Below are 22,192 nucleotides of genomic sequence, written 5' to 3'. Positions count from 1 at the left end.
GGGTCAGCCGGTGCTGACGTCGTCGGCGACCTCGGGCTTCCGGTCGAGACGCAGGAGGTCGGCGAGTATGGCTCCGAGAAGGGCGAAACCGAAAGCGTCGTAGACGGTACGGACGCGCGGGTCGCCGAGCACCAGGACCGCCACGACGACGACACACGCCAGGTTGGCGAGGAGGAAAACCTCGCCCCCCATGATCCGGCTCCCCCGTCGATGGCGTCTGACGAGCACGAGCGACCCGATGGCGATCACTGGCAGGAGCACCGAGTAGACGAGGTTCGCGATCTGGACGACCGACCTCGTCCAGTCACGGCTCTCCGACTGCGGCCAGAGCGTGGTGGTCGCGGTCATGTCCAGGACGTTCCGTCCGAGCCGGGGGATGTGCTCGACGCCGTCCGACTCGATGCATGCGCGGCCCACCTGCACGAAGTAGTCCTCGTCCCAAATGTCGTGTCCTCGCACCAGGATGTCGCCCGTGCGGCCCGCCTGCGCGGGCACCGGATGCTGGATGGCGAAAGTTCGTCGATCCGCGGCGTCGACGGTGGTCACGGAGCGGGCGTCGCAGTGCCCGAACCAGAAGTTCACCCCTCCGTTCCGCGCCAGGCCCACCAGGTGTCCCGAAGCGATGCTGTTGTGGGCGACGACCAGCGCGAGAACGACGAACAGGCCGGCCGCGAGCCCCGCCGCCGCACCAGCGCTCGCTCGCCTGCTGAGCAGCGCCACGCCCAGCAGGATCAGGGCATTGATCAACAATTGTGGTCGCGTTGCCGCTGCGAGCCCTCCGGCAATGCCGGCGCACAGCGCGAGGACGACGGCGGCTCGGCCGTCGCGGCGGATCGCCTCGACTCCCAGCCAGACCGCCGTCATCAGGGCTGCGAGCGCCGGTGTCTCCGAGGTGAAGTAGCCGCCATAGGTGATGAACAGCGGCCAGACGGCACACAAGACGGCGGTGATGGCTGCTGCGGCGGGCGTGAGCAGGAGTCGGGCCGCCCGCCAGGAGACGTACACGGTCGCCACCGAGAGCAGGAACCACAGCGCCGTCGCGACCCAGATACCGACGGCCACACCGAACACAGCGACAGGAAGCGCGAGTAGGAGGTGTGTTCCGGGCGGGAAGAAGGCGTCGATGGGCGAGAGCGGTTCGCCGGCGGCGAGCTCGGCCGCCCGCTGGACGTAGCCCAGCATGTCCGAGTAGACGAATCGCGCGGGCGGATGGATGACGAGGATCCAGACCGCCCGCAGGCAGCCTCCGAGAACGATCGCCGCGACCGCGATGCGGTCCCAGTCGCCCGCCGCCCACCGACCTCGGGCTCCCGGACCGGCGACCGACGTCGACGCATCAGTCATCAGGTCCTCGTTCGCGGGTGCTCCGGTCCAGCGGCGTGGCCGGGAGCATGGCACAGCCTCGACGGGCGACAGTGACCGGCGCCCGGGCGGTCAGGTCCGCCGGGTGGAGCGGACCTGACCGGTGCCGCTCACCGTGCGATGAGCTGCCCGAGCCGCTTCGTCAGCTTCACGTTCTCCCGGTAGTCGACCGGGATCACGATGACCGAGGGCCGGTCCCGCTGGTCGAACGCCTCCTTGAGGGCCGGGCGCAGGTCGTCGGCGCTCTCGAGCCGGCGGGCGTGGCAGCCGAGCCCCTCGGAGATCTTGACCAGGTCCGGCGAGGGGAAGTCCGTGCCGAAGTGGCGGCCGAACTCGACCTCCTGCTTCCAGGAGATCAGGCCGTACCCGTTGTCCTCCCACACGAGGTTGACCGGGGCGACGCCGAGGCGCACCGCGGTCGCGAGCTCCGGGCCGTTCATGAGGAAGCCGCCGTCGCCGGAGATCGCCACGACCCTCAGCTCCGGGTGCAGCAGCGCGGCCGAGACCCCGCCCGGCACCGCGATCCCCATCGAGCAGAAGCCGTTGGAGATGATGCAGCTGTTCGGCGTGTACGTCGGGTAGTGCCGCGCGACCCACATCTTGTGGGCCCCGACGTCGGAGATCAGGATGTCGTCGTCGTCCATCTCGGCCCGCAGGTCGGCCAGGATGCGCTGCGGCTTCATCGGGAAGTCGCCGGTCTCGGCCTCCGACGACGCCCCACCCTCGGTGATCTCCTCGGTGAGGTTCGCGCGCGCCCGGGCGTGGGCGTCGATGTCGGGGAAGCGGTGCCGCTCGGTGAGCCCCTCGTTGATCGCCCAGAGCGTGGCGGCGATGTCCCCGACGATCTCCACGGTCGGGCGGTAGGCGCCGTCCACCTCGGCCGGGTCGAAGTCGATGTGCAGGAGGCGCTTGGTGCGGCCGATGTTCCAGCGCGACGGCGGCCACTCGACCATGTCGTAGCCGACCGCGATGACGAGGTCGGCGGCCTCGAAGACCTCGGTGACGTGGTCGCGCGAGCCGAGCCCGACGGCGTAGAGGCTGCGCTCGTGGCGGTCGGAGAGCGCGCCCTTCCCCATGAACGTCATGCCGGCGTAGATGCCGGTCTCCTCGACGAACCGCTGCAGTTGCCGGCTCACCCGGGTCCGGACGCAGCCCTGCCCGACGAGCAGCACCGGCCGCTCGGCGCGGGCGATCAGGTCGAGAGCGGCCTGCACCGACTTCTCGTCGGGCACCGGGCGCCGCACCTTCTCCGGCGGGACGATCGGCGCGCTGTCGACCTCGTGCTTCGCGATGTCCTCGGGCAGCTCGACGTGCGTGGCACCCGGCTTCTCCGCGACGGCGAGCTTGAACGCCTTGCGGATCACCTCGGGGATCGTCGTCTCGTCCCGCAGTGAGGTGGTCCACTTCGTGATCGGCGTGAACATCTCGACGACGTTCATCGCCTGGTGGGACTCCTTGTGCAGGCGCGTCGTGGCGCCCTGCCCGGTGATCGCCACGACCGGGGAGTTGTCCATGTTCGCGTTCGCGACGCCCGTGACCAGGTTCGACGCCCCCGGCCCGAGGGTCGACAGACACACGCCCGGCCGCCCGGAGAGCCGACCGTAGACATCGGCCATGAAGGCGGCGCCGGACTCGTGGTGGGTCGGGACGAAGCGGATCGCCGAGTCGCGCATGGACATGAGGAGGTCGGCGTTCTCCTCGCCGGGCACCCCGAAGACGTACTCCACGCCCTCGGCCTCCAGACACCGCACGAACAGATCGCTCGCCCTCACGGCCACGCTCCCCTTCGGTCGTCGATGCCCGGAGCAGTACCCGGTGTCGGGGTCCGCTCACCCACCCCCGTAGATCACGTCGAACCTCGTCAGGGCCATCCCGGGTCCTCCGGTCCACGGTTCGAAGCCCGCCTGGATGTTCGTGAGGAAGTCCGTGGCCTGCACCGAGCCCTGCTCCACGGCGTCGTTCACGAAGTCGGTCAGGGGTAGGTCGTCGGCCCGGTCGACGTAGCCCTGGCGCACGTAGGAGATGACGGGGACCCCGCCGTTCTCGCCCTTCCACACGTCCCAGGTGGCGCCGCCGATCGACGCCGTGCCCGCCTGCTGCCCGATCGGCTTGATGCCGCCGGTCTCCTTCAGCCAGATCATCAGCTCGACGGCGTCGTTGTGGCCGTCCTTCCTCGGGGTGCTGTCGGCCCAGAGGTCGTAGGCGAGGTTGGACGTCGTGCCGGCCGGGATCTCGCCGGCGACGCTCGAGCTGATCGGGCCGAGCTCGCTGATCCGGTGCGGGAGGGTGGTGCCCTCGGTGCAGGTGCCCATCCAGCAGCCGGACATGATCGACGGGTAGGAGGCCGGCGCGTCGTCCTTGTCGTGGTCCCCGGAGTCGACGGTGAAGCCCTGCGTGGTGGCGGTGATGCACTGCCCGTCCGCCGCGCCCCACTCGTTGTTCTGGACCATGAACGCACCACCCGCGATCTCGGTGGATCCGAACTTGTCGCACACCTGGCGTCCGCGCACGTCCGCCGTCTGCGCCGAGCGCTCCGACGACCTGGCTGGAGCGGCCACGGGCCGGGCACTCGCCGCGCTGCGGGTGGTCGGCGGTGCGGTCGCGCCCGACGCGCGGGCACCGGTCGTGGGGGCGGCGCCCTCGTCGGCGCCGGCTCCGCCCGCGGACCGCGCTCCGGACCCCGATCCCGCCCCGGCGAGGCCGGAGACCGACTCCAGGTCGTCGCCGATCTTCAGGTCGTTGAGGAAGAGCGTGCTGTCCTCGCCGATCGACTCGTCGCGGTAGATACCGGTCTTGAGATAGGCACTGCCCTTCACGTTCGACTCCGGCGTGCGGTAGCCCGAAAGCGTCTGCCGACCGTTGCAGTAGGCGTCGATCGCACCGCCGAACGTGATGCCGAGCTGGAAGGAGAACGCGCCCGGGCCGACGGGACAGAAGTCCTTCTGGTTGCCGCCGTTGTTCGCCAGCCGCAGCTGACCGTTCCCGACCTCCACCGCCAACGGCGGGCTCCCCGTCCCCGGCTGCTTGAACTGCATGATCAGCTGCCACGTGCCGGTGTCGGTGGGGAACCCCTGGTCGAAGAACCCGGAGTAGCCGACGAATGTCGTCTCCCCGTCCTGGAACTCGGGGATGTCGGGCTCGGCCTCGGTGCGCTTGCCGCCGCCCGGCATCTCGAACTTGACCGCCTCACGACCCGGCACGTTCGGTGACTCGGCGTCGGAGGGGTCGGTGGCGTTCTGGTTGTTCCACGGCGTGGACTTGAAGCCCTCGAGGCCGTTGGTCAGCGAGAAGGCCGCCTTGGTCTGCCGCCCCTGCCCGTCGTCCCCCGTTCCCGACGACGGGTCCGCCTCCTCCCCCGCGTCCGAGCTCGGGGGGCTCGAGCGCCGGGTCGTGGTGGTGCTGCCCGGAGCGTCCTCGCCGGCGCCGTCTCCCGGGGAACGTGTGGTGGTGACCGCCCCCGGTGCCCGGGTGCCGGTGACCCCGGTGCCGTCGGTGTCACCGGAGGCGTCGCCGTCGTCGGCCGGTGCGCGGGTGGAGGTCGCGCCGCCACCGGCGGTGCCCGAGCTCGGGGCGCGCGTCGCGGTGGCGCCACCCGAGCCGCTGTCCGCCGAGCCCGGCGCGCGCGTCGCGGTGGCCCCACCCGAACCGGTGTCCGCCGAGCCCGGCGCGCGCGTCGCGGTGGCCCCACCCGAACCGGTGTCCGCCGAGCTCGGGGCGCGCGTCGCGGTGGCGCCACCCGAACCGGTGTCCGCCGAGCCCGGCGCGCGCGTGGCCGTGGCCGCATCCGAGCCGGGGACCCCCGTCGTCGCGGCGTCATCAGCCCCGGGGATACGGGTGGTCGTGACGTCGCCCGGCTCCTCCTCGTACCCGGGGCCGGGCTCGGTGGTGGCTGCCCCGGCCCCGCCGGCGACCGTCGTCGTGGTGGGCGCGGTGCTGCTCGGGGCAGGGCCCGCGTCGGTCGGCACCGCCGCGACGACCTTGCCGAGCGACGCGACGGCCCACTGCGGGGCGGAGGTGCCCTGGGCGATCGGGAGCTCGGAGTAGGTGCCGTGGACGGGTGAGGCCAGAGCCTGCTCGAGGGAGGCGTCGCCGGCGGTCGGCGGGCTGTCGCACACCGGGTCTCCGGGCGCGCAGATCTGGATGGTGCGGGCGTCGAGGGTGCCGAACCCGACCGCGCGCGGCGGGAGCACGCCCTGCCCGGTGCTGCCCTCGGGCACCGCCCGGGTGGCGGGGCTGCGCGCCGGGTCGCCGAACAGGCCCACCGCGCGCACGAGGTCGGCCGGGATGCGGGGTTCGAGCCCGGTGCCGATGCGCGAGGCGAGGTCGCCGGCGACCTGCGCGCCCGCGGAGTAGCCGAAGAGCATGATCGAGCCGGTCGGGCAGCCCTCGACGTGGTCGCCGACCGCGTCCGACAGCGCCCCGACCGCGGCCGACTCGGCCGCCGCGTACGCGCCCCCGGTCGCCGGCGGCGGCACGGTGACCACGGAGACCTTCTCGCCGAACTGCTGGGCGAGCGGGTCGGTGACGGCGGTGAGCACGTCCGACCCGCCGCCCGCCCCGCCGACGGCGTAGAGCGTCACCGGACGGCACGAGTCGGGCAGGGCCTGCGAGGAGGCGAGGGTCGCGACGCCGGTACCGACCGCGCCGACCAGCACCGCGACCGCCACCAGGGCCGCGGCGACGAGGGATCCGACCGGGCGGCGCGCCTGCGGCACGACCGGTGGGGGGCGGCGCCACCGGGAGGCGGGCGACTCCGAGGCGGACACCACGGCGGGGACCGCAGGCGCCGGTGCAGGGGCGACCGGACCCGTCGTCGGGAACGCCTCGACCAGACCGGCGGGCCGGACCGACAGCCGAGTGACCGCGCCGTCGACCAGCTCGACCTGCAGGACGCGCCCGTGCCGCGCGGCATGCCGCCGGGCGGCCGCGAGGGCGACCGCACGGGGGTCTCCGCCCGGGGGCACGGGCAGGGGCCGCCCGTCGGCGAGCACCACCACCCCGCCGGGGGCGCGCACCACCTCCAGCCGCACGTCCGCCGCGCCCACCCGAGTCCTCCACCGTCCGCCGTGACCCCGATCCGGACATCAGGGTCGGCGGTCGTCGGGACGCGTGGGTGCCGTTTGGAGAAACTCGTGCCCCGGATTTCTCCGGGGCCTGATCGACGATGCGGCATGACTGCCACTGGATGACAGCAACGACGCTTCGCTGCCACCGGGGTGAGGTCAGACCCCCAGCGACTCCTTCAGGAACGCGACCTGCAGCCGCAGCAGGTTCTCGGCCACGACCTCCTGCGGCGTCATGTGCGTGACCCCCGACAGCGGCAGCACCCGGTGCGGCCGTCCGGCCGCCAGCAGCGCCGAGGAGATGCGCAGCGTGTGCGCGGCCACGACGTTGTCGTCGGCCAGCCCGTGGATCAGCAGCAGCGGGCGGTTCGGCGCGGCGTCGGTCGCGGGCCGGGCGGCGTCGGAAACGATCGACGAGCGCTCGTAGGCGTCCGGCCGGTCCTGCGGGGTGCCGAGGTAGCGCTCGGTGTAGTGCGTGTCGTAGAGCGCCCAGTCGGTGACCGGCGCGCCTGCGATCGCCGCGTGCACCGCGTCCGGTCGCCGCAGCACCGCCAGCGCCGCCAGGTAGCCGCCGAACGACCACCCGCGCAGCGCCACCCGCGACAGGTCGAGGTCCTCCACCTCGTCCGCCGCCGCCGCGAGCGCCGCGAGCTGGTCGTCGAGCACGGGGCCCGCGAGATCGCCGTCGACGGCCCGCTCGAACGCGGGCCCGCGACCCGGCGTCCCGCGACCGTCCGCCACGACCACGGCGAAGCCCTGGTCGGCGAACCACTGGCTCGTCAGGAACGCACCGCGCGCGTCCAGGACGCGCTGCGCGTGCGGGCCGCCGTAGGGGTCGAGCAGCACCGGGAGCCGCTCGGAGCCCGGGATGTGGTGGCGGGGCAGCAGCACGGCCGTCGCGAGCCCCCGCTCCCCCGCCGCGAACAGGTGCACGCGCGGTTCGAGGCCCGGCGACTCCGCGAACGACCGGATCACCGTGGACGTCCCGGGGCCGCGCACCGTCGTCACCGACCCGTCGTGCTCGAGCGAGGCCTGGGAGACGACGAGCGTCCCGCCGGCGAGCCGGCCCGACGCGATCCCGCGCTCGGCGCTCACCACCGACACGCCCGCCTCCCGCGACCACACGGCGAGCACCGTCGAGGTCGGTGTCCCCGTCCGCGACGCCGTCAGCAGCACCGTCCCGCCGTCGACCGCGGCCACCCCGCGGACCTGCCACTCGGGACCGGTGACCACGGAACCGTCCACCACGAGCCGCCGCGCGTCGTCCGCGTCGGCGCACCAGACCAGCGACCCGTCGTCGAGGTGGGCCGGGACACCGGGCACCAGGTCGACCCACGCGTCGTCGGTGTCGGTGCGCACCACCGAGCTCGTTCCCGACGACGGGTCCACCCGGCGGAGGGTGATCGCCTCCTGATCGCGGGTGGAGGTGGTGAGCAGCAGGTCGTGGGTGTCCCAGTGCACGTCGGCGAGGTACTCGTCGAGCTGGGACACGTCGACGCGCGACCCGTCGAGGCCGATCACGTGCAGCGTCACGGTGGCGTTCGTGGTGCCCGCGGCCGGGTAGGCGACGACGGTCGGCTCGCGGTCGGGATTGGCCGGGTCGGCGATGTGCCAGCGGGTGACGGCGGAGTCGTCCACGCGCGCGACCGCGAGCGAGGAGCCGTCGGGGGCCCACCAGAAGCCCCGGTAGCGGTTCATCTCCTCGGCCGCGACGAAGTCGGCGAGGCCGTAGGTGACGTGCTCGGCCTCGGGCGTCGCCAGGGTGCGCTCGGCGCCCCCGGCGAGCACGTGCAGCGCCCCGCCGCGCACGAAGGCGACGGCGCCGCCCTCGGGTGCGGGCCGGGGGTCGACGACCGGGCCCTCGACGGGCAGCGGCTGCGGCGTCGCACCCGGGTGCAGGGACACGGTGAACGCGCGCCCGGAGAGCACGAAGGCGGCGAGGTCGACGGCGCGGTCGGTCGCGTAGTCCACGACCCCGCCGGACTGCTCGCGCACCCGCTCGCGGCGGGCCTTCTCCTCCGGCGGCAGGTCCTCCTCGCCGGGCACGTCGAGGGTCAGCGGGTCGACGAGCAGGTGCTCCTCACCGGTCGCGACGTCGAGCACCCACAGGCACGTCACGGGATCGTCGCCGGCCCGGCTGCGCAGGAAGACCACGCGGGACCCGTCCGGGGCGACGGTCGCGCCGCGCGGCGCGCCGAGGGTGAAGCGCCGGGTCGCGGCCTGACGGCGGGGGAAGGAACCGCCGGATCCGGCCCCGCGTTCGGGGAGCGGCGTCGGGTCCTGGTCGCGTCGGGAGGAGTCGGGTGCTGCCACGGCCGGTCATCCTGCCTGGTCGACCTCCGCGAGGAGCGCCTCGATCGCCGCGACGAGCACGTCCGGGCCCTCGCGCAGCACGTTGTGGGTGGTCGGGAGGTCGGTGACGGTCCACGCGGGATCGGTGCGCAGCCGGTCGGCGATCGCGGGGAAGGGCGAGTGGGGGGTCCACGTCGGGTCGGCGGCCAGGGCGTAGTGCCGGACCCCGCGGTAGGCGCCGGTGAGCCGGATCCGCTGCACGAGGGAGGCCAGCGGGTGCGGCGTGGTGCGGGGGTCGAACTGGGGCATCGGGTCGACGCCGGTGCCGCTGCGCCCGGAGGCCTCGACGTACCAGGCCCGCATCGCGTCGTCGACGCTCGACCAGCACGAGTCGCCGTCCACGGGCGCGAACCCGTCCACCGAGAGCAGCCCGGCGACCTTCCCCGGCAGCGCGTCCGCCACGCCCGCGACCACCATCCCCCCGTAGCTGTGCCCGACGAGGACGACCGGGCCGTCCAGGGCGGCGACCGTCGCGGTCACGTCCACGACGTGGGAGGCCAGGGTGGCGCCCGGTTCCTCCGCGCGGTCGCAGAGGCCGGGGAGGGTCAGGGCGGTCGCGCGGTGCCCGTGGGTGGCCAGGGCGTCGACGACGGGGGCGTACCACCAGGCGCCGTGGCAGGCCCCGGGGATCAGGACGATGTGCATGACGACGAGCGTGGTGCCGGCCCGAGCAGAAGTCCAAGACTTGCTCGTGCCCGTGGCCAGAAGCAACAGTGATGGCCGTGCAGCTCCACCAGCTCGAGTACCTCGTCGCCGTGGCCGACGAGGGCGGCTTCACCCGCGCCGCGGACCGACTGCGGCTCGCGCAGCCGGGCGTCAGCGCCCAGGTCCGGAAGCTGGAGCGGGAACTGGGCCACGAGCTGCTCGACCGCTCCGGGCACCGGGTCCGCCCCACCGCGGTCGGCGTCGAGGTCGTCGCGGCCGCCCGGAGCGCACTGGCCGCCGTCGCCCGGGTCCGGCACGTGGTCGAGGACCTGGACGAGTTGCTGCGCGGCGAGGCCCGGGTCGGGATGGTGACGACCGGCCCGTTCCTCGACGTGCCGGGGGTGCTGGCCGACTTCGCGGCCGCACACCCGCAGGTCGCCTGCTCGCTCGTCGAGGCCGGCTCGGGCCGGCTGGTGTCGTTGCTGCGCGAGGGCCGGCTCGACGTGGCCCTGGTCGGCGCGGCGGGCGGCCTGCCCGAGAACCTCGTGGGCGACACCGTGACCGAGGAGGACCTCGTCGTCGCGGTGCCACCGTCCGACCCGCTGGCGGGCCGACCCGTCGTCGCACCGGCCGACCTCGCCGGCCGGGACGTCGTCGCCCCCTCCGAGGGCAACGCGCTGCGCGAGGCGTTCGACCTCGCGTGCGCGTCGGTCGCGGTCCGGGTGACCTGCTCGGCCAGCGACCCGACCGTGCTCGCCCGGCTCGCCGCCCGCGGACTCGGGGTGGCGGTGCTGCCCGCGTCCCTGTCCGCGCTGCGCACCGAGGAGCTCGTGACGATGCCGTTCGACGCCCCGGACGTCCGCGCCCGCCTCGTGCTCGCCCGGCCCCGCGGGGCGGTGAGCCCCGCGGCGGCCGCAGTGACGCGCGCCCTGCTGGCCGCGCGCTGAGGCGTCGTCTCCGAAGGTTCTCAGGGCTCGAGCAGCTCCAGGTCCTCGAGCAGCGACGGGTGCGTCGGCTCCCAACCGAGTGCCGCGCGGGTGTGGGCGCTGGAGGCGGGCTGGTCCATGGCGAAGACCGGCCCGAGCGGACCGAAGTCGCTCTCCGGCACGGGCGCGACCGGCAGGCCGAGCCGCCGGCCGATCACCGCGGCGATGTCGCGCACGGCGTCGCCCTCGTCCGCCACCGCGTGCCAGGCCGTGCCCGCCGGAGCCTGCTCGAGCGCGAGCCGGAAGAGGACGGCGGCGTCGCGGGCGTGGACGGCGGGCCAGCGCTGGGCGCCGTCGCCCGGGTAGCCGGCGACGCCGGTCCGGCGGGCCTGGTCGGTGAGCAGGCCGGCGAAGCCGCCCTGCCCGTCGGCGTGGGCCGTCCGCGGGATGCGGACCGCCGACGAGCGCACGCCCCGGTCGGCGAGCGCCAGCAGCGCCGTCACCGTCCGGGACCGGCCCGCCACCGGCCCCTCCATCGGGAGCGGGTCGGACTCGACGGAGGCGCGGCCGGGGATCCACGGCGTGCCGGAGACGGTGACGATCGGCCGCCCGCTCCCGACGAGCACCTCGCCGAGGGTCGCGAGGGCCGCTGCCTCCTGGGCCGTCGACCGCTCGAACGCGCCGCCGTCCTCGGTGTTCGCGCCGTGGTCGAAGGCCAGGTTGATCACGCCGTCGGCCTCCGCGGCGGCCTTGCGCAGCACGTCGAGGTCGGCGATCCCGCCACGGACGACCGCGGCCCCGGCGGCGGTGAGCGCCCGCTCGGAGCGCTCGGTGCGGGCGAGCCCGACGACGCCGTGCCCGGCGGCGAGCAGCTCGGCGACGACCGCCGAGCCGATGGTGCCGGTACCGCCGGTGACGAACACCTGCATGGCGAACTCCTCTGTCGATAAGACCGTGTCTCATCACCGTAGCACCGTGACGAGACCCTGTCTCATCGCTACGCTCGCACCGTGGCGCGATGGCAACCGGATGCCCGCCTGCGGCTGGTGCGGGCGGCGATCGACCTGTACGCCGAGCAGGGCTACGAGTCGACGACGGTGGCCCAGGTCGCCGAGCGCGCCGGCCTCACGAAGGCGACCTTCTTCCGCCACTTTCCCGACAAGCGGGAGCCCTTGTTCGCCGGCCAGGAGGAGCACGCCACGCTGCTCACCGACGGGGCCGCACGGGCTCCCGACGACGCCTCGCCGCTGGAGGTGGTGACCGCCGCCCTCGACCACGCGACGGCGGCCTTCACCGCGGAGCAGCGGGACTGGGGCCCACGCCTGCGCGCCGTGGTCGGCGCGCACGACGAGCTCCGGGAACGTGCCGCCTTCAAGCGCACCCACCTCACCCAGGTCCTCGCGGCGGTGCTGCGCGACCGCGGGACCGACGAGGTGACCGCGGCGATCGCCGCCGACCTCGGCGTGCAGGCCTTCCACCGCGGCTTCGACCGCTGGTCGGACGGTGAGGGACCGTCCTACGGCGACCTCGCCCGCGAGGAGCTGAGCGCCCTGCACGCGGCCGCCGCGGCCCTGCGCTGATCGACCGGACCGATCAGATCGGGCGCCACTCCCGCACGACGCACGACCGTTCCTGCCGGCCGCCACGTCGAGACTCCCCGGCCGGGCGGGGTGCCGCTCGTAGAGCCACACCCGCCAGCCGCGCTCGCGGAGGTCGTCGGCGAGCAGCTCGAGCGCCTCCCGGTCGTCCCCCTCGGCGGTCCGCAGCTCGTTGCGCACCGGGGCGTCGAGCGTGCCCCGGAACAGTCGGGCGTGCAGGTGCCAGCGCGGGCTCATGGGTGCACCATACCTGGTGCACAAGCTCTCCAGCGTCATGCACTACCTCAGGTGCACGTCACCGTCGTGTGGTGGACCCGAGGGAAGTGCGTGCGCGTCTCGACGCCGCCCTCCGGGAACGCGAGGCCGCCCGGAAGGCCGCCGAGGCCGCGGAGGCCGAGTTCGTCGAGGCGATGCGCGACGCGCTCGCGGCCGGGGTGACGGTCACCGAGGTCGCCGAACTGACCGGCTACCACCGCAACAGCGTCCGCCGGATCGTCGACAGCGCGGACGAGCAGAACGGCTGACATCGCGGTCGTCCTCACACCGGCACCGACCCCTCGTCGGGAAGGATGATCGTCGTGACCCGCGCGACCACGTCGACCCGACCGACCCTGGCCACGATCTTCCGCACCGTCGCGATCGCCGAGGCGTGCTCGTGGACGGGGCTGCTGATCGGGATGGTGTTCAAGTACCTCGTCGTGTTCGACGACCTCGGAGTGAAGATCTTCGGGCCGATCCACGGCGCGCTGTTCGTCGCCTACGTGGTGATCACGCTGCTCACGGCCCGGACGTTCCGCTGGCGGTGGAGCACGACGATCCTCGGCCTCGCCGCGAGCATCCCGCCGTTGACGACGCTGTGGTTCGAACGCTCCGTGTATCGCCGGGGACTGCTGCAGTAGTCCGACCGAGGGACGATGCGCGGCGGGATCCCGCCGTGTTGAATGTCCAGCGTGACGACCGCGCGCCTCCCGGAACGGCGCCTCGTCCACGTCCTCTTCGTCGACCTCGTGGGGTTCACGAGCCTGGTGGAGGAGCTGGACGCCGAGGACGTCGCGGTGCTGCAGGACCACTACTTCGCCCGGGTGGCGGGTCTGGTGGCCGCCGCGGGCGGGCAGGTCGAGAAGTACATCGGGGACGCGGTGCTGGCCACGTTCGGCCTGCCGGTCCTCGGTCCCGACGACGCCGTCGGCGCGGTCCGCGCCGGGCTGGCGATCATCGACTCCCTGGCCGGCGTCGAGTCCGAGCTCGGCCTGGACCCCGGGACGCTCGCCGCGCGGGTCGGGGTGCACACCGGCGAGGTGGTGGTCACCTGGGGCGCCGACGGGTCCTGGCGCCTCTCCGGGGACGTCGTCAACACCGCCGCACGGCTGCAGGCGGGCGCGGACCCGGGCACCGTCGTCGTCGGGCCGGAGACCGCCCTCGCGGTGGGCACGGTCGTCGCGCTGGTGCCGCTGGGCGAGGTCGCGCTCAAGGGCAAGGCGGAGCGGGTCGCCGCGTACCGGGTTCTCGGCCGGCGGGCCGCGACCGCCCGCGCGCACGAGCGGCTCCGTGGCCGCGGCGCCGACCTCGCCCGCCTGCAGGCCGCCCACCGGGCCGCCCGCGGCGCGGAGCGGCTGACCGTCCTGGCCCCGCCCGGGGTGGGCCGGACGCGGCTCGTCGAGGAGTTCCGCGACCGGACCGACGGCCCGGTCCGGCTCGCGCGCGTCCGGCGCGAGGACCCCGTCTACGCGCCGGTCGCGGCGCTGCTCACCGCGGCAGGCGTGACGCCCGACGACGTCGCCGCCCGCCTCGCGCGCCACGGCCACACCGGGCCGCGGGCCGAGGTCTCGGCCCGCCAGACGGTCGCGCTGCTCGCGGGCGAGCCGCTCTCCGGCAGCCCGCAGGAGCTGTGGACGTCGTGGACCGCGGTGCTCGACGCGGAGGGCGAGCCCGGCGGGCCGACCCCGGTGTGGGTGCTCGACGACGTCCACCTCGCCGGCCCCGACCTGCTCGCCTTCCTCGACCACGCCTGTGCGGCGCCGCACCGCGCGACCCGGCTCGTCGTCACCACCGCCCGTCCCGGCGCCACGGTCCCCACCGGGGACGTGCTCGTCCTGGACCCGCTGCCCGACGAGGAGATCACCGCGCTCGTCGCCGACCGCGCGCCCGACCTGCCCGCAGCCGTCGTCGAGCAGGTCCGCCGGGCCGCGGGCGGGAACCCGCTGTTCGTCGTGGAGCTGCTGCGGGCGTGGGAGCAGGCGGGCGGGGCGAGCGACCCGGTGGTGCCGAGCACCGTCCGCGCGATCTACCTCGGCCAGCTCGACGCGCTGCCGTCGCCGTCCCGGACGCTGCTGGGGCAGGGGTCGGTCGCCGGCCGCACGCTGCCCGCGTCGGCCCTGCCCGACCTCGGCGTGACCGAGCCGGACGTCCCGCTCGCCGAGCTCACCGGCACCGGCCTGCTGACCGGGCCGCACGCGGGCGTCATGGACCCGTCGTCGTACACCTACCGGCACCGGCTGCTCCGGGAGACGGCCTACGCGACGCTGCCCCGCGCGCGTCGTGCGGAGCTGCACGAGCGGTTCGCGGGCTGGTTGGACCGGCGCGGCGGGCGGGCCGAGCTCGTCGGGCGGCACCTCGCCGACGCCTACGCCGAGGCCCCGGCGCTGGGGAGCCGCCTCGACCGCGGCGCGCTGGCCGGGCGCGCCGCGGACGCCCTGACCGCCGCCGGCGAGGCCGCACTCGAGACCGAGCCGCTGCACGCCGCCGACCTGTTCGCCCGTGCGTCCGACCTCGGGGCCGCCGCCGGGGCCCGCCCCGAGGACCAGGCCCGACGACGCCTGCGCCGCGCCGAGGCGCTCCGCCGGGCCGGTCGGCTGCCTGCGGCGATGACCGCGTTCGCGGCCGTGACCGAGGCCGACGCCCCCGGCCGCCACGCCACGCGGGCGGCGGCCGCGCTCGGCTACGAGGACGCCCTGTTCGACAGCCGGCTCCCGCGCGCGGAGTGGGGTGCCCGCGCGTTCGCCCTGCTCGACGAGGCCCTCGCGCTCACCCCCGACGCCGAACCCGGACTGCGGGCCCGGCTGCTCGCGGCCTCGGCCCGCGCCCACGGCTACGGCGGTGACGTCCCGACGGCGGGTGCGCTCGGCGACGAGGCGGTGGCGCTGGCCCGGCGCGCCGAGGACCCGGGTGCACTCGCCTACGCCCTGCTGGCCCGCCGGCCGACCCTCGCCGCGCCGGTCGCACTGCAGGCCCGGCTGGCCTCGGACTCGGAGCTGCTCGCGGCCGCCCGCGCCGGCGGCGACGGCGAGCGGGAGTTCGAGGCGCTGCGGCTGCGGATGGTCGACCTGCTCGAGCTCGGCGCGACGGCGGAGGCGGTCGCGCTCGCCGACGAGGCCTCGGCGCTCGCGGTGCGCCTGCGGAGGCCGCTGCACCTCTGGTACCCGGCCATGTGGCGGGCGACGATGCTGCTGCACCACGGTCCGCTCGAGGCCGCCGCCGAGGCCGTCGAACACTTCCGGGTCGAGGGCGAACGCTGGCACTACGGCGACGCCGGGCAGGTCCACTCCGTCCAGCTGCTCACGCTGCAGACCGCCCTCGGGACGCCCGAGCTGGCACTCCCGACGCTGCGCCGGGTCGCGGAGACCGTGGGCGGCCGCACGTGGGTGCACGTCGCGACGGCCGCGGCCCGCGCCGGCCGGTACGACGAGGCCGCGGCCCTGCTGCGCTGGTGCGCGGCCGACGACTTCGCGGTGCTCGGCGACGACGCGGCCCGCGCCTTCCTCCTCGCGGAGTGCGCGGAGATCGCCGCGGCGGTCGGCGACGCGGGCGCCGCGGCCCGCCTGGGCGAGCTGCTCGCGCCGTGGGGCGGGCTCGTCGTCGTGGTGGGGTCCGGGGCGTTGTGCCTGGGCGCGGTCGACCACTTCCGCGGCCTCGCCGCCCGCGCCGCCGGACGGGATCCCGAGCCGCTGCTGCGCGCCGCCCTGGCCCTCAACGAGACGTCGGGCGCGACCCGCGCCGCGGACGCCACCCGCGCCGAGCTCCGTCAGGAAGGACGCACCGCATGCTGACCGCCGTGCAGGCCCGTGAGGCGGTGGCCCGCTGCTGGGCCGTGCTGGAGGCCCTTCCCGACGATGCCCTGGGTCGCCCGACGCGGTGCACCGGGTGGACGCTGCTCGACCTCGCGCGCCACGGCGCGTGGGGCACGTCGATGGAGGCGGACGCGCTGCGGCGATCCCGGCTCGGCGAGCCCGGCAGCGGCGAGGGGTCGGAACCGGCCGGCGACGGTCCGGAGGTGCTCGCGGCGCTGCGGTCCTCGGTGGCGGCGCTCGTGGGCGAGCTGGACCGGGCGGCGGAGCTCGGCGACACCGTCGAGATCCCGTTCGGCGCGATCCCGGCGCCCTTCGCGCTGCAGGTGTTCACGATGGAGGCGGGCGTGCACGCCGACGACGCGCTCGCCGCGCTCGGGCGGGACGAGCCGCTGGGGGCGGACGTCGTCACGGCGACCTCGGTGGTCCTCGCGGCCGTGCTCCCGGCGCTCGCGGCCGAGGTGCCCGCCCCGGGGACCGTGGTGGGCGTGACCGGGCCGACCGTGGACCTGCGCCTCGGGGTGGTCGACGGGGCGTGGCAGGCCGTGGACGCGACGCCGACGGTGTCGGTGCGGGGCACCTCGGACACCGCGGTGCTCCGGTTCGCGCTGGGCCGCACGGACGCGGACGACCCGGCGCTGACCGTCGACGAGGGCGCGCGGCCGTTCAAGGCGTGGTTCCCGGGTCCGTAGAGGTGCGCTGCGCGCCCGTGAGTACTAATCCGTGTCCTGGCACGGAAAAGTGCTCACGGGGCGAAGCCACCTCCGGGCCCGCCACTCGCTGCGGTGGGCCAGCATGACGGCGCCCGGGCGCATGCGGCCGAACTCGCGCTGGATCGCGGCGATCCGGTCGAGGACGGGGCCGCGGCCGGCCGCGGTCGTCGCGTAGGGCCGCGTCGTGGCGAGGTGCCTGACCCCGGCCCGGACGAGCGCGGCCTCGAGGAACGCGACGGAGGGGCAGGAGGCGCCCGGGACGACGACCTCGACCGTCGCGACCCCGTCGCACCGGGTGGTGAGGTGGGCGGCCACGGCCGCCGAGGCCGGGACGGTCAGCGCGACCGGGCCGTGCGCCAGGCGCTCGTCGAGGGCCGCGAGGAACTCCGCCGGGGACGGGTGCAGCGCCTCGGCGTCGACGAGTTCCATCAGGCGGGCGCGCGTGGTCAGCACTGCCGGCCGCCAGGAGGCCGGGCGACCCAGGCCCCGACGTACCGCGGCGACCACCTCGGCGTCGGGGTGGCAGCTCAGCGCGTAGCCGGCGCCGGAGCCGTGGAAGACGGGCGTGCCGAAGGCGATCGCGGTGGCCGCGAGCGAGCGGTCGGCGGTGTCGGCGAGGGAGAGCCGGTGGGAGGACCAGTCGGTGCGCCAGAACCGGTCGAGCTCTCCGCGCTCGTCGACCGACAGCCGCCGCCCGAACACGGACTCGGCCAGGGCGTGGGCGTCCATCGGCTGCTCCTGCGGGGCGCGGGGGGCGGAGCGCGTCGGACGCGGGGTCGTCATCAGGCCGGTGGCGGAGTAGATCGGGTCCGTGGTGACGGGCATCGCCGGGGCCTCCTGGGGTGGTCGGTCGCGCTGGGGAGAACCCTGCCGGGCGCGCGGTGATCCGTCCGTCCACCCGACGACGATCGTTGTGTCAGGGATCCGACACAGCGCCGGATCGACGATGTGGCGTTCCTGTCACTGGGTGCCAGCAGTGACGCATTGCTGGCACCGGGAGGTGCCGGGTCGTCAGGAACCCGCCCGCTCCAGCCCCGCCGGGTCCAGCACCGCCACCCGCCCGCGGCGCAGCTCCAGCAGCCCCTCGGCGGCGACCGCGCGCAGCACCTTGTTCACCGTCGCGCGGCTCGCACCCGCGAGGGACGCCAGCTCCTCCTGGGTGAGCGGGATCAGCGTCGGCGTCGACTCGCCGCGGTACTGGCGCTCGAGGTCGGTCAGACGGCGTAGCACGCGGGTCTCCACCGGCAGGTGCAGCGCCTCCACGAGCAGGCCGGACAGCCGGCGCACCTGCCCGGCCAACGTCTGCAGCACGAACGCGTCGGCGCCGGCGTTGGTGCGTCGCAGCCGGTGGAAGGTGTCCGCGCCGAACGACCACGCCTCGGTCGCCTCCAGCGCCAGCACCGACGCGGAGCGGCGCGCCCCCGAGTCGATCAGCGCCAGCTCCCCGACCGTCTCCCCCGGCCCGACCACCGCGAACGTCACCGTGTCGCCCATCGGGGTCGCGGCGCGGACGGCGACGCGACCGGAGTCGATCAGCAGGAAGGTGTCGGCCGGGTCGCCCTCGTGGAACACCACCTCGCGCGGGGAGAAGCGCCGGCGACGCCCGCTCGCGAGCACCTGACGACGGTCCTCGGCCGACATGTCCGCGAGCAGCTCCACGCCGCGGAACCCTAGTCCGGCCGAGGGATAGGGTCGGTCATCGTGAGCGCGCGGAAGACCTCCCTGACCGGTATCAAGCCGACCGGCGAGCCCCACCTGGGCAACCTGATCGGCGCGATCGAGCCGGCGATCGAGATGGCCGCGGGCGACTACGAGTCGCTCTACTTCATCGCCGACTACCACGCGCTCACCACCGCCCGGGATCCCGAGCAGCTCGCGCACTGGACGCGCTCGGTCGCCGCCACATGGCTCGCCGCCGGCCTCGACCCGCAGCGGACGGTGTTCTACCGGCAGTCCGACGTGCCGGAGACGTTCGAGCTGACCTGGATCTTCTCCTGCATCACCGGCAAGGGGCTGATGAACCGGGCGCACGCGTACAAGGCCGCGCGGGACGCGAACGTCGCGGCGGGCGACGACCCCGACGCCGGGGTCAACATGGGCCTCTACAACTACCCGATCCTCATGGCCGTCGACATCCTGATCATGGAGGCGCACCTCGTGCCGGTCGGGCGCGACCAGCAGCAGCACGTGGAGATCGCCGCCGACATCGCGGGCAGCTACAACCACCTCTACGGCGACCGCGGCTACCGCTTCCCCGTGCCCGAGGCCGTGATCCCGCCGGAGACGACCGGCCACACGCTGCCGGGACTCGACGGCCGCAAGATGTCGAAGTCCTACGACAACTACATCCCGCTGTTCCTGGCCGCCCCGAAGCTGCGCAAGCTGGTGCGACGGATCCCGACCGACTCCACGCCCGTCGAGGACCCCAAGGACCCCGACTCGTCGGCGGTCTTCCAGATCCTCGCGCAGTTCGCTCCGGACGACGTCGTCGCCGCGACCCGGGCACGGCTCGAGGCCGGCGGGGTGGGGTGGGGCGAGCTGAAGAACCAGCTCGCCGACGTGCTCGAGGAGCGTCTCGCGCCCATGCGCGAGCGCTACGAGGCGCTGATGGAGCCGGGCAGCGAGCTCGACGACGCGCTCGCCAAGGGCGGCGAGATCGCCCGCGAGCGGGCGGTGCGGGTGCTGCGCTCGGTGCGCCACGCGGTAGGCATCGACGTCGGCTGAGCCCGCTCCCGACGCCGGGTCGTCCCGGCCGTCGGTCTCCGCGCGTCAGCGACGGCGCCGTGCTGACACCGGTCGTCAGGACGGCGCCACGCGCACGTCCGACGGACTCAGCGGACCGACGGCACCTCGTTCATGCCGGAGTCGACGTCGCGCGGCCGCCGCGGGGCGGGCACGTCGTCGATCAGGGAGGCCGGCGTATCCGGCACCTGGATCTCGGCGAGCCACATCGCCAGCGGGCCCCGCAGGTCGCGGTCGCGGCCCTGCTCGGCGAGGTCGCCGTCGACCGCGGCCCCGCGGCGCAGCAGCGCCCCCAGTCCGAGGGCGGCCAGGACCGAGACGGCGCACCACACCCCGACGAGAACGGCGACCCAGCTCAGGACCGTCATCTCCCACCTCCGTGCGTCGCGGACCGGACCGTCGCGGAGGGTGACCGACCGGTAGGTCGTCCGTCATCCTCCGCGCACCGTGACTATCGCAGCACAACCGGTGATGAGGGGGCCAAACCACTCGATCGGACGCACAACCTGAGACCGTCGGGCGCGTCGCACCGACCGCTCAGCTCCGTTCAGACCCACATGAGACGCCGATCGGCGCGCCACGACTACCGACGAACAGCTCAGTCCGTCTCATCCTCCGGGAGATCGCGGAGCGTCGCACCGATGCGCTGCGCGACGGCCTCGGCCTCGTCCGTGTCCGGGTAGGGGTGACGGGGACCGAGGAAGAACCGGAGTCCGTCCTTCGGGCGCCGCGGGATGACGTGCAGGTGCAGGTGCGGCACGGACTGACTGACCACGTTGTTGATCAGCACCAGCGAGCCGGGGGCGTCCATCGTCGACTCCACCGCACGCTCGAGGCGTTGCGCGAGCGCGAAGAAGGCCGGCACCCGGGCCGCGGGGAGGTCGGCGAGGGTCGTGACGTGCTGCCGCGGCACGAGCAGCACGTGGCCGGGGAAGACCGGCTTGACGTCGAGGAAGGCGACGGTGTCCTCGTCGCGGTGGACCTCGTGGGCGGGGGCGTCCCCGGCCACGATCGCGCAGAAGGCACACGGTTTCGGCACCCGCCCAGGATGGTCACGGGCACCGGACGCGTTGCACCCGGTATGCCTGCCACCTCCCCGACCCTGCTCGTCATCGGCCACGACGCCTCCCCCGAGACCGTCCTGGTGCAGTCCGGCACCCTCGGGAGCTGGGCCCGCGAGCGTGGTGTCATGGTGCTCCCGGCAGTGGCGGGCACGGAGCTGCCCGACCCGTCCGAGGTCGACGCGGTCGCGGTGCTCGGGTCGGTGCAGGGCGCGTGGGACGACTCGGTCCCGTGGCTGGCGTCCGAGATCGCCTACCTTGAGCGGGTGGTCGCGGCGGACGTGCCGATCCTGGGCATCTGCTTCGGCGGACAGCTCCTCGCGCGCGTGCTCGGCGGCAGCGCGAACCCCGCCGACGGTCGCCACGAGAACGGGTTCCGCACCGTCACGACCTTCTGCGACGCGATCGACGACGGGCCGTGGATGGAGTTCCACTTCGACTCCTTCACCGCCCCGCCGACCGCCGAGGTCCTCGCCCGGTCCGAGCGCTGCGAGCAGGCCTTCCGCCTCGGCCGGCACCTCGGCGTGCAGTTCCACCCGGAGATCACGCCCGAGGAGTTCGAGATCTGGGCCGGTCGCTGGACCGGCACCCCGCTGGAGGACCGCTTCGACGAGCTCGGCATCACGACGGCGGGCCTGCGCGCCGAGGTCGCGGAGCGCGCGGAGTCCTCGCGGGTGCGATCGTGGCGGTTGTTCGACGACTTCGGGGCGCGGGCGGGGCTCCTCCCCGCTGACCAGGGGGTGCACGCATGAGCGTCCGTCTCGGCATCGGTGCGGCCGTCACCGACGACGAACCGGCGGTGGCCACCCGCGACCTCGTGGACGGCTGCGAGCGCCGCGGGATCGACTCGGTGTGGTTCCCCGACCGGATCGCCGCCCCCGCGATCGAGCCCCTGGTCGCGCTGGCCTGGGCGGCGGGCCGGACCGAGCACCTCAAGCTCGGCACCGGCGTCGTCGTGCTGCCGGGACGCAACCCCGCCGTCGTCGCCCACCAGCTCGCCTCGCTGGCCGCCCTCGCCCCGCGGCGCATCCTGCCCGTGTTCGGGCTGCAGCCCGCGACGCCGGCGGAACGGACGATGTACCCGGTCGACGGGCGCCGCGCCGCGGTGTTCGAGGAGGCGTTGACCGTGGTGCGCCGGCTGCTCTCCGAGCCCGTCGTCACCCACCACGGCGCGTTCTTCCATCTCGACGAGGCGGTGGTCGAGCCGCGCCCGGTGAAGCCGCTCGACCTGTGGCTCGGCGGCCTCGTACCGGACGCGCTGCGCCGGGTGGGGCGCCTCGCCGACGGCTGGCTCGCCTCCTTCGTGACGCCCGCCGAGGCCGGCGCCGCCCGCCGCGTGATCGCCGAGGCCGCCGACGCCGCCGGGCGCGCCGTCGAGGACGACCACTACGGCACCAACCTCCTCGTCCTCCCCGAGGGGGCCACGGAGGAGCAGGTGGCCCGGGCGCGCGCTGCCACGGCCCGCCGCCGCCTCGACACCGAGGACCCCGGCAGGCTCGTCGCCGCCGACTGGAGCGAGGCGAAGCACCTGGTCGGCGAGTTCGTCGAGCACGGCATCACCAAGTTCGTGGTGCGTCCGGCCGCGGCGCCGCGGTCGTGGGACGACTTCCTCGACGGGTTCGCCGCGGAGCTGGATCCGCTGCAGACCTGAGCCGCACAGGGCGGG

General features: G+C 74.8%; 19 protein-coding genes. 9 read left to right on the top strand and 10 right to left on the bottom strand.

The window, feature by feature from the left end; all coding sequences use genetic code 11:
- Positions 1 to 3: 3 nt before the first annotated feature.
- The 5 genes from ACQPYX_RS06390 to ACQPYX_RS06370 all read right to left on the bottom strand — a co-directional run bounded on the left by ACQPYX_RS06390 (position 4) and on the right by ACQPYX_RS06370 (position 9,422).
- Positions 4 to 1,344, bottom strand: coding sequence for an ArnT family glycosyltransferase (locus tag ACQPYX_RS06390; protein WP_433802061.1), 1,341 nt, complete (start codon positions 1,342 to 1,344; stop codon positions 4 to 6).
- A gap of 128 nt (positions 1,345 to 1,472) precedes the next feature.
- Complete coding sequence (locus ACQPYX_RS06385) at positions 1,473 to 3,134, bottom strand: acetolactate synthase large subunit (RefSeq protein WP_433802060.1); 1,662 nt, start codon at positions 3,132 to 3,134, stop codon at positions 1,473 to 1,475.
- A gap of 57 nt (positions 3,135 to 3,191) precedes the next feature.
- Entirely contained in the window at positions 3,192 to 6,407 is a 3,216-nt protein-coding gene (locus tag ACQPYX_RS06380; RefSeq protein ID WP_433802059.1) for a GH12 family glycosyl hydrolase domain-containing protein, read from the bottom strand.
- Between the two features lie 177 nt (positions 6,408 to 6,584).
- The gene (locus ACQPYX_RS06375) at positions 6,585 to 8,738 is read right to left on the bottom strand and encodes a prolyl oligopeptidase family serine peptidase (RefSeq protein WP_433802058.1); all 2,154 of its coding nucleotides are present in this window, start codon (positions 8,736 to 8,738) and stop codon (positions 6,585 to 6,587) included.
- A gap of 6 nt (positions 8,739 to 8,744) precedes the next feature.
- Positions 8,745 to 9,422: an alpha/beta fold hydrolase gene (locus ACQPYX_RS06370; RefSeq protein ID WP_433802057.1), complete on the bottom strand. Its 678-nt coding sequence runs from the start codon at positions 9,420 to 9,422 to the stop codon at positions 8,745 to 8,747.
- A 71-nt stretch (positions 9,423 to 9,493) separates the two neighbouring features.
- Between ACQPYX_RS06370 and ACQPYX_RS06365 the strand changes: the two genes are divergently transcribed.
- Positions 9,494 to 10,369 carry a LysR family transcriptional regulator gene (locus ACQPYX_RS06365; RefSeq protein WP_433802056.1) on the top strand — a complete coding sequence of 292 codons (876 nt, stop codon included), beginning with the start codon at positions 9,494 to 9,496 and terminating at the stop codon, positions 10,367 to 10,369.
- A gap of 20 nt (positions 10,370 to 10,389) precedes the next feature.
- Here ACQPYX_RS06365 and ACQPYX_RS06360 read toward each other — a convergent pair whose 3' ends face one another.
- Positions 10,390 to 11,277 carry an SDR family oxidoreductase gene (locus ACQPYX_RS06360; protein ID WP_433802055.1) on the bottom strand — a complete coding sequence of 296 codons (888 nt, stop codon included), beginning with the start codon at positions 11,275 to 11,277 and terminating at the stop codon, positions 10,390 to 10,392.
- Between the two features lie 81 nt (positions 11,278 to 11,358).
- Here ACQPYX_RS06360 and ACQPYX_RS06355 point away from each other — a divergent pair, with 81 nt between their 5' ends.
- The 5 genes from ACQPYX_RS06355 to ACQPYX_RS06335 all read left to right on the top strand — a co-directional run bounded on the left by ACQPYX_RS06355 (position 11,359) and on the right by ACQPYX_RS06335 (position 16,702).
- Positions 11,359 to 11,928: a TetR/AcrR family transcriptional regulator gene (locus ACQPYX_RS06355; protein ID WP_433802054.1), complete on the top strand. Its 570-nt coding sequence runs from the start codon at positions 11,359 to 11,361 to the stop codon at positions 11,926 to 11,928.
- 326 nt (positions 11,929 to 12,254) lie between these two features.
- Positions 12,255 to 12,470 carry a hypothetical protein gene (locus ACQPYX_RS06350; RefSeq protein WP_433802053.1) on the top strand — a complete coding sequence of 72 codons (216 nt, stop codon included), beginning with the start codon at positions 12,255 to 12,257 and terminating at the stop codon, positions 12,468 to 12,470.
- A gap of 54 nt (positions 12,471 to 12,524) precedes the next feature.
- Positions 12,525 to 12,845, top strand: coding sequence for a DUF3817 domain-containing protein (locus ACQPYX_RS06345; RefSeq protein ID WP_433802052.1), 321 nt, complete (start codon positions 12,525 to 12,527; stop codon positions 12,843 to 12,845).
- Positions 12,846 to 12,896: 51 nt separating this feature from the next.
- Entirely contained in the window at positions 12,897 to 15,992 is a 3,096-nt protein-coding gene (locus ACQPYX_RS06340; RefSeq protein WP_433802051.1) for an adenylate/guanylate cyclase domain-containing protein, read from the top strand.
- The gene (locus ACQPYX_RS06335) at positions 15,986 to 16,702 is read left to right on the top strand and encodes a maleylpyruvate isomerase family mycothiol-dependent enzyme (protein ID WP_433802050.1); all 717 of its coding nucleotides are present in this window, start codon (positions 15,986 to 15,988) and stop codon (positions 16,700 to 16,702) included. Before ACQPYX_RS06340 ends, ACQPYX_RS06335 begins: the two co-directional genes overlap by 7 nt.
- A 24-nt stretch (positions 16,703 to 16,726) precedes the next feature.
- On the opposite strand, the gene ACQPYX_RS06330 is transcribed toward ACQPYX_RS06335, so the two are convergent.
- Both ACQPYX_RS06330 and ACQPYX_RS06325 read right to left on the bottom strand, forming a co-directional pair.
- Positions 16,727 to 17,548 carry a hypothetical protein gene (locus ACQPYX_RS06330; protein WP_433802049.1) on the bottom strand — a complete coding sequence of 274 codons (822 nt, stop codon included), beginning with the start codon at positions 17,546 to 17,548 and terminating at the stop codon, positions 16,727 to 16,729.
- Positions 17,549 to 17,734: 186 nt separating this feature from the next.
- The gene (locus ACQPYX_RS06325; protein ID WP_433802048.1) at positions 17,735 to 18,382 is read right to left on the bottom strand and encodes a Crp/Fnr family transcriptional regulator; all 648 of its coding nucleotides are present in this window, start codon (positions 18,380 to 18,382) and stop codon (positions 17,735 to 17,737) included.
- A 42-nt stretch (positions 18,383 to 18,424) separates the two neighbouring features.
- Between ACQPYX_RS06325 and ACQPYX_RS06320 the strand changes: the two genes are divergently transcribed.
- Positions 18,425 to 19,447, top strand: coding sequence for a tryptophan--tRNA ligase (locus tag ACQPYX_RS06320; RefSeq protein ID WP_433802047.1), 1,023 nt, complete (start codon positions 18,425 to 18,427; stop codon positions 19,445 to 19,447).
- Positions 19,448 to 19,554: 107 nt separating this feature from the next.
- On the opposite strand, the gene ACQPYX_RS06315 is transcribed toward ACQPYX_RS06320, so the two are convergent.
- Both ACQPYX_RS06315 and ACQPYX_RS06310 read right to left on the bottom strand, forming a co-directional pair.
- Positions 19,555 to 19,833 carry a hypothetical protein gene (locus ACQPYX_RS06315; protein WP_433802046.1) on the bottom strand — a complete coding sequence of 93 codons (279 nt, stop codon included), beginning with the start codon at positions 19,831 to 19,833 and terminating at the stop codon, positions 19,555 to 19,557.
- Between the two features lie 230 nt (positions 19,834 to 20,063).
- The gene (locus ACQPYX_RS06310; RefSeq protein ID WP_433802045.1) at positions 20,064 to 20,504 is read right to left on the bottom strand and encodes an HIT family protein; all 441 of its coding nucleotides are present in this window, start codon (positions 20,502 to 20,504) and stop codon (positions 20,064 to 20,066) included.
- A gap of 42 nt (positions 20,505 to 20,546) precedes the next feature.
- Here ACQPYX_RS06310 and ACQPYX_RS06305 point away from each other — a divergent pair, with 42 nt between their 5' ends.
- Both ACQPYX_RS06305 and ACQPYX_RS06300 read left to right on the top strand, forming a co-directional pair.
- A complete protein-coding gene (locus tag ACQPYX_RS06305) occupies positions 20,547 to 21,278 on the top strand; it encodes a glutamine amidotransferase-related protein (protein WP_433802044.1) in 732 nt (243 codons plus the stop codon).
- On the top strand, positions 21,275 to 22,177 hold the full coding sequence (locus ACQPYX_RS06300) for a TIGR03854 family LLM class F420-dependent oxidoreductase (RefSeq protein WP_433802043.1): 903 nt from the start codon (positions 21,275 to 21,277) through the stop codon (positions 22,175 to 22,177). The genes ACQPYX_RS06305 and ACQPYX_RS06300 overlap by 4 nt, the downstream gene beginning before the upstream one ends.
- The last annotated feature ends 15 nt before the right edge of the window (positions 22,178 to 22,192 follow it).

The sequence above is a fragment of the Actinomycetospora sp. CA-084318 genome (assembly GCF_050955885.1).
Taxonomy (GTDB): domain Bacteria; phylum Actinomycetota; class Actinomycetes; order Mycobacteriales; family Pseudonocardiaceae; genus Actinomycetospora.
This window is presented reverse-complemented; position numbering and strand designations above follow the sequence as displayed.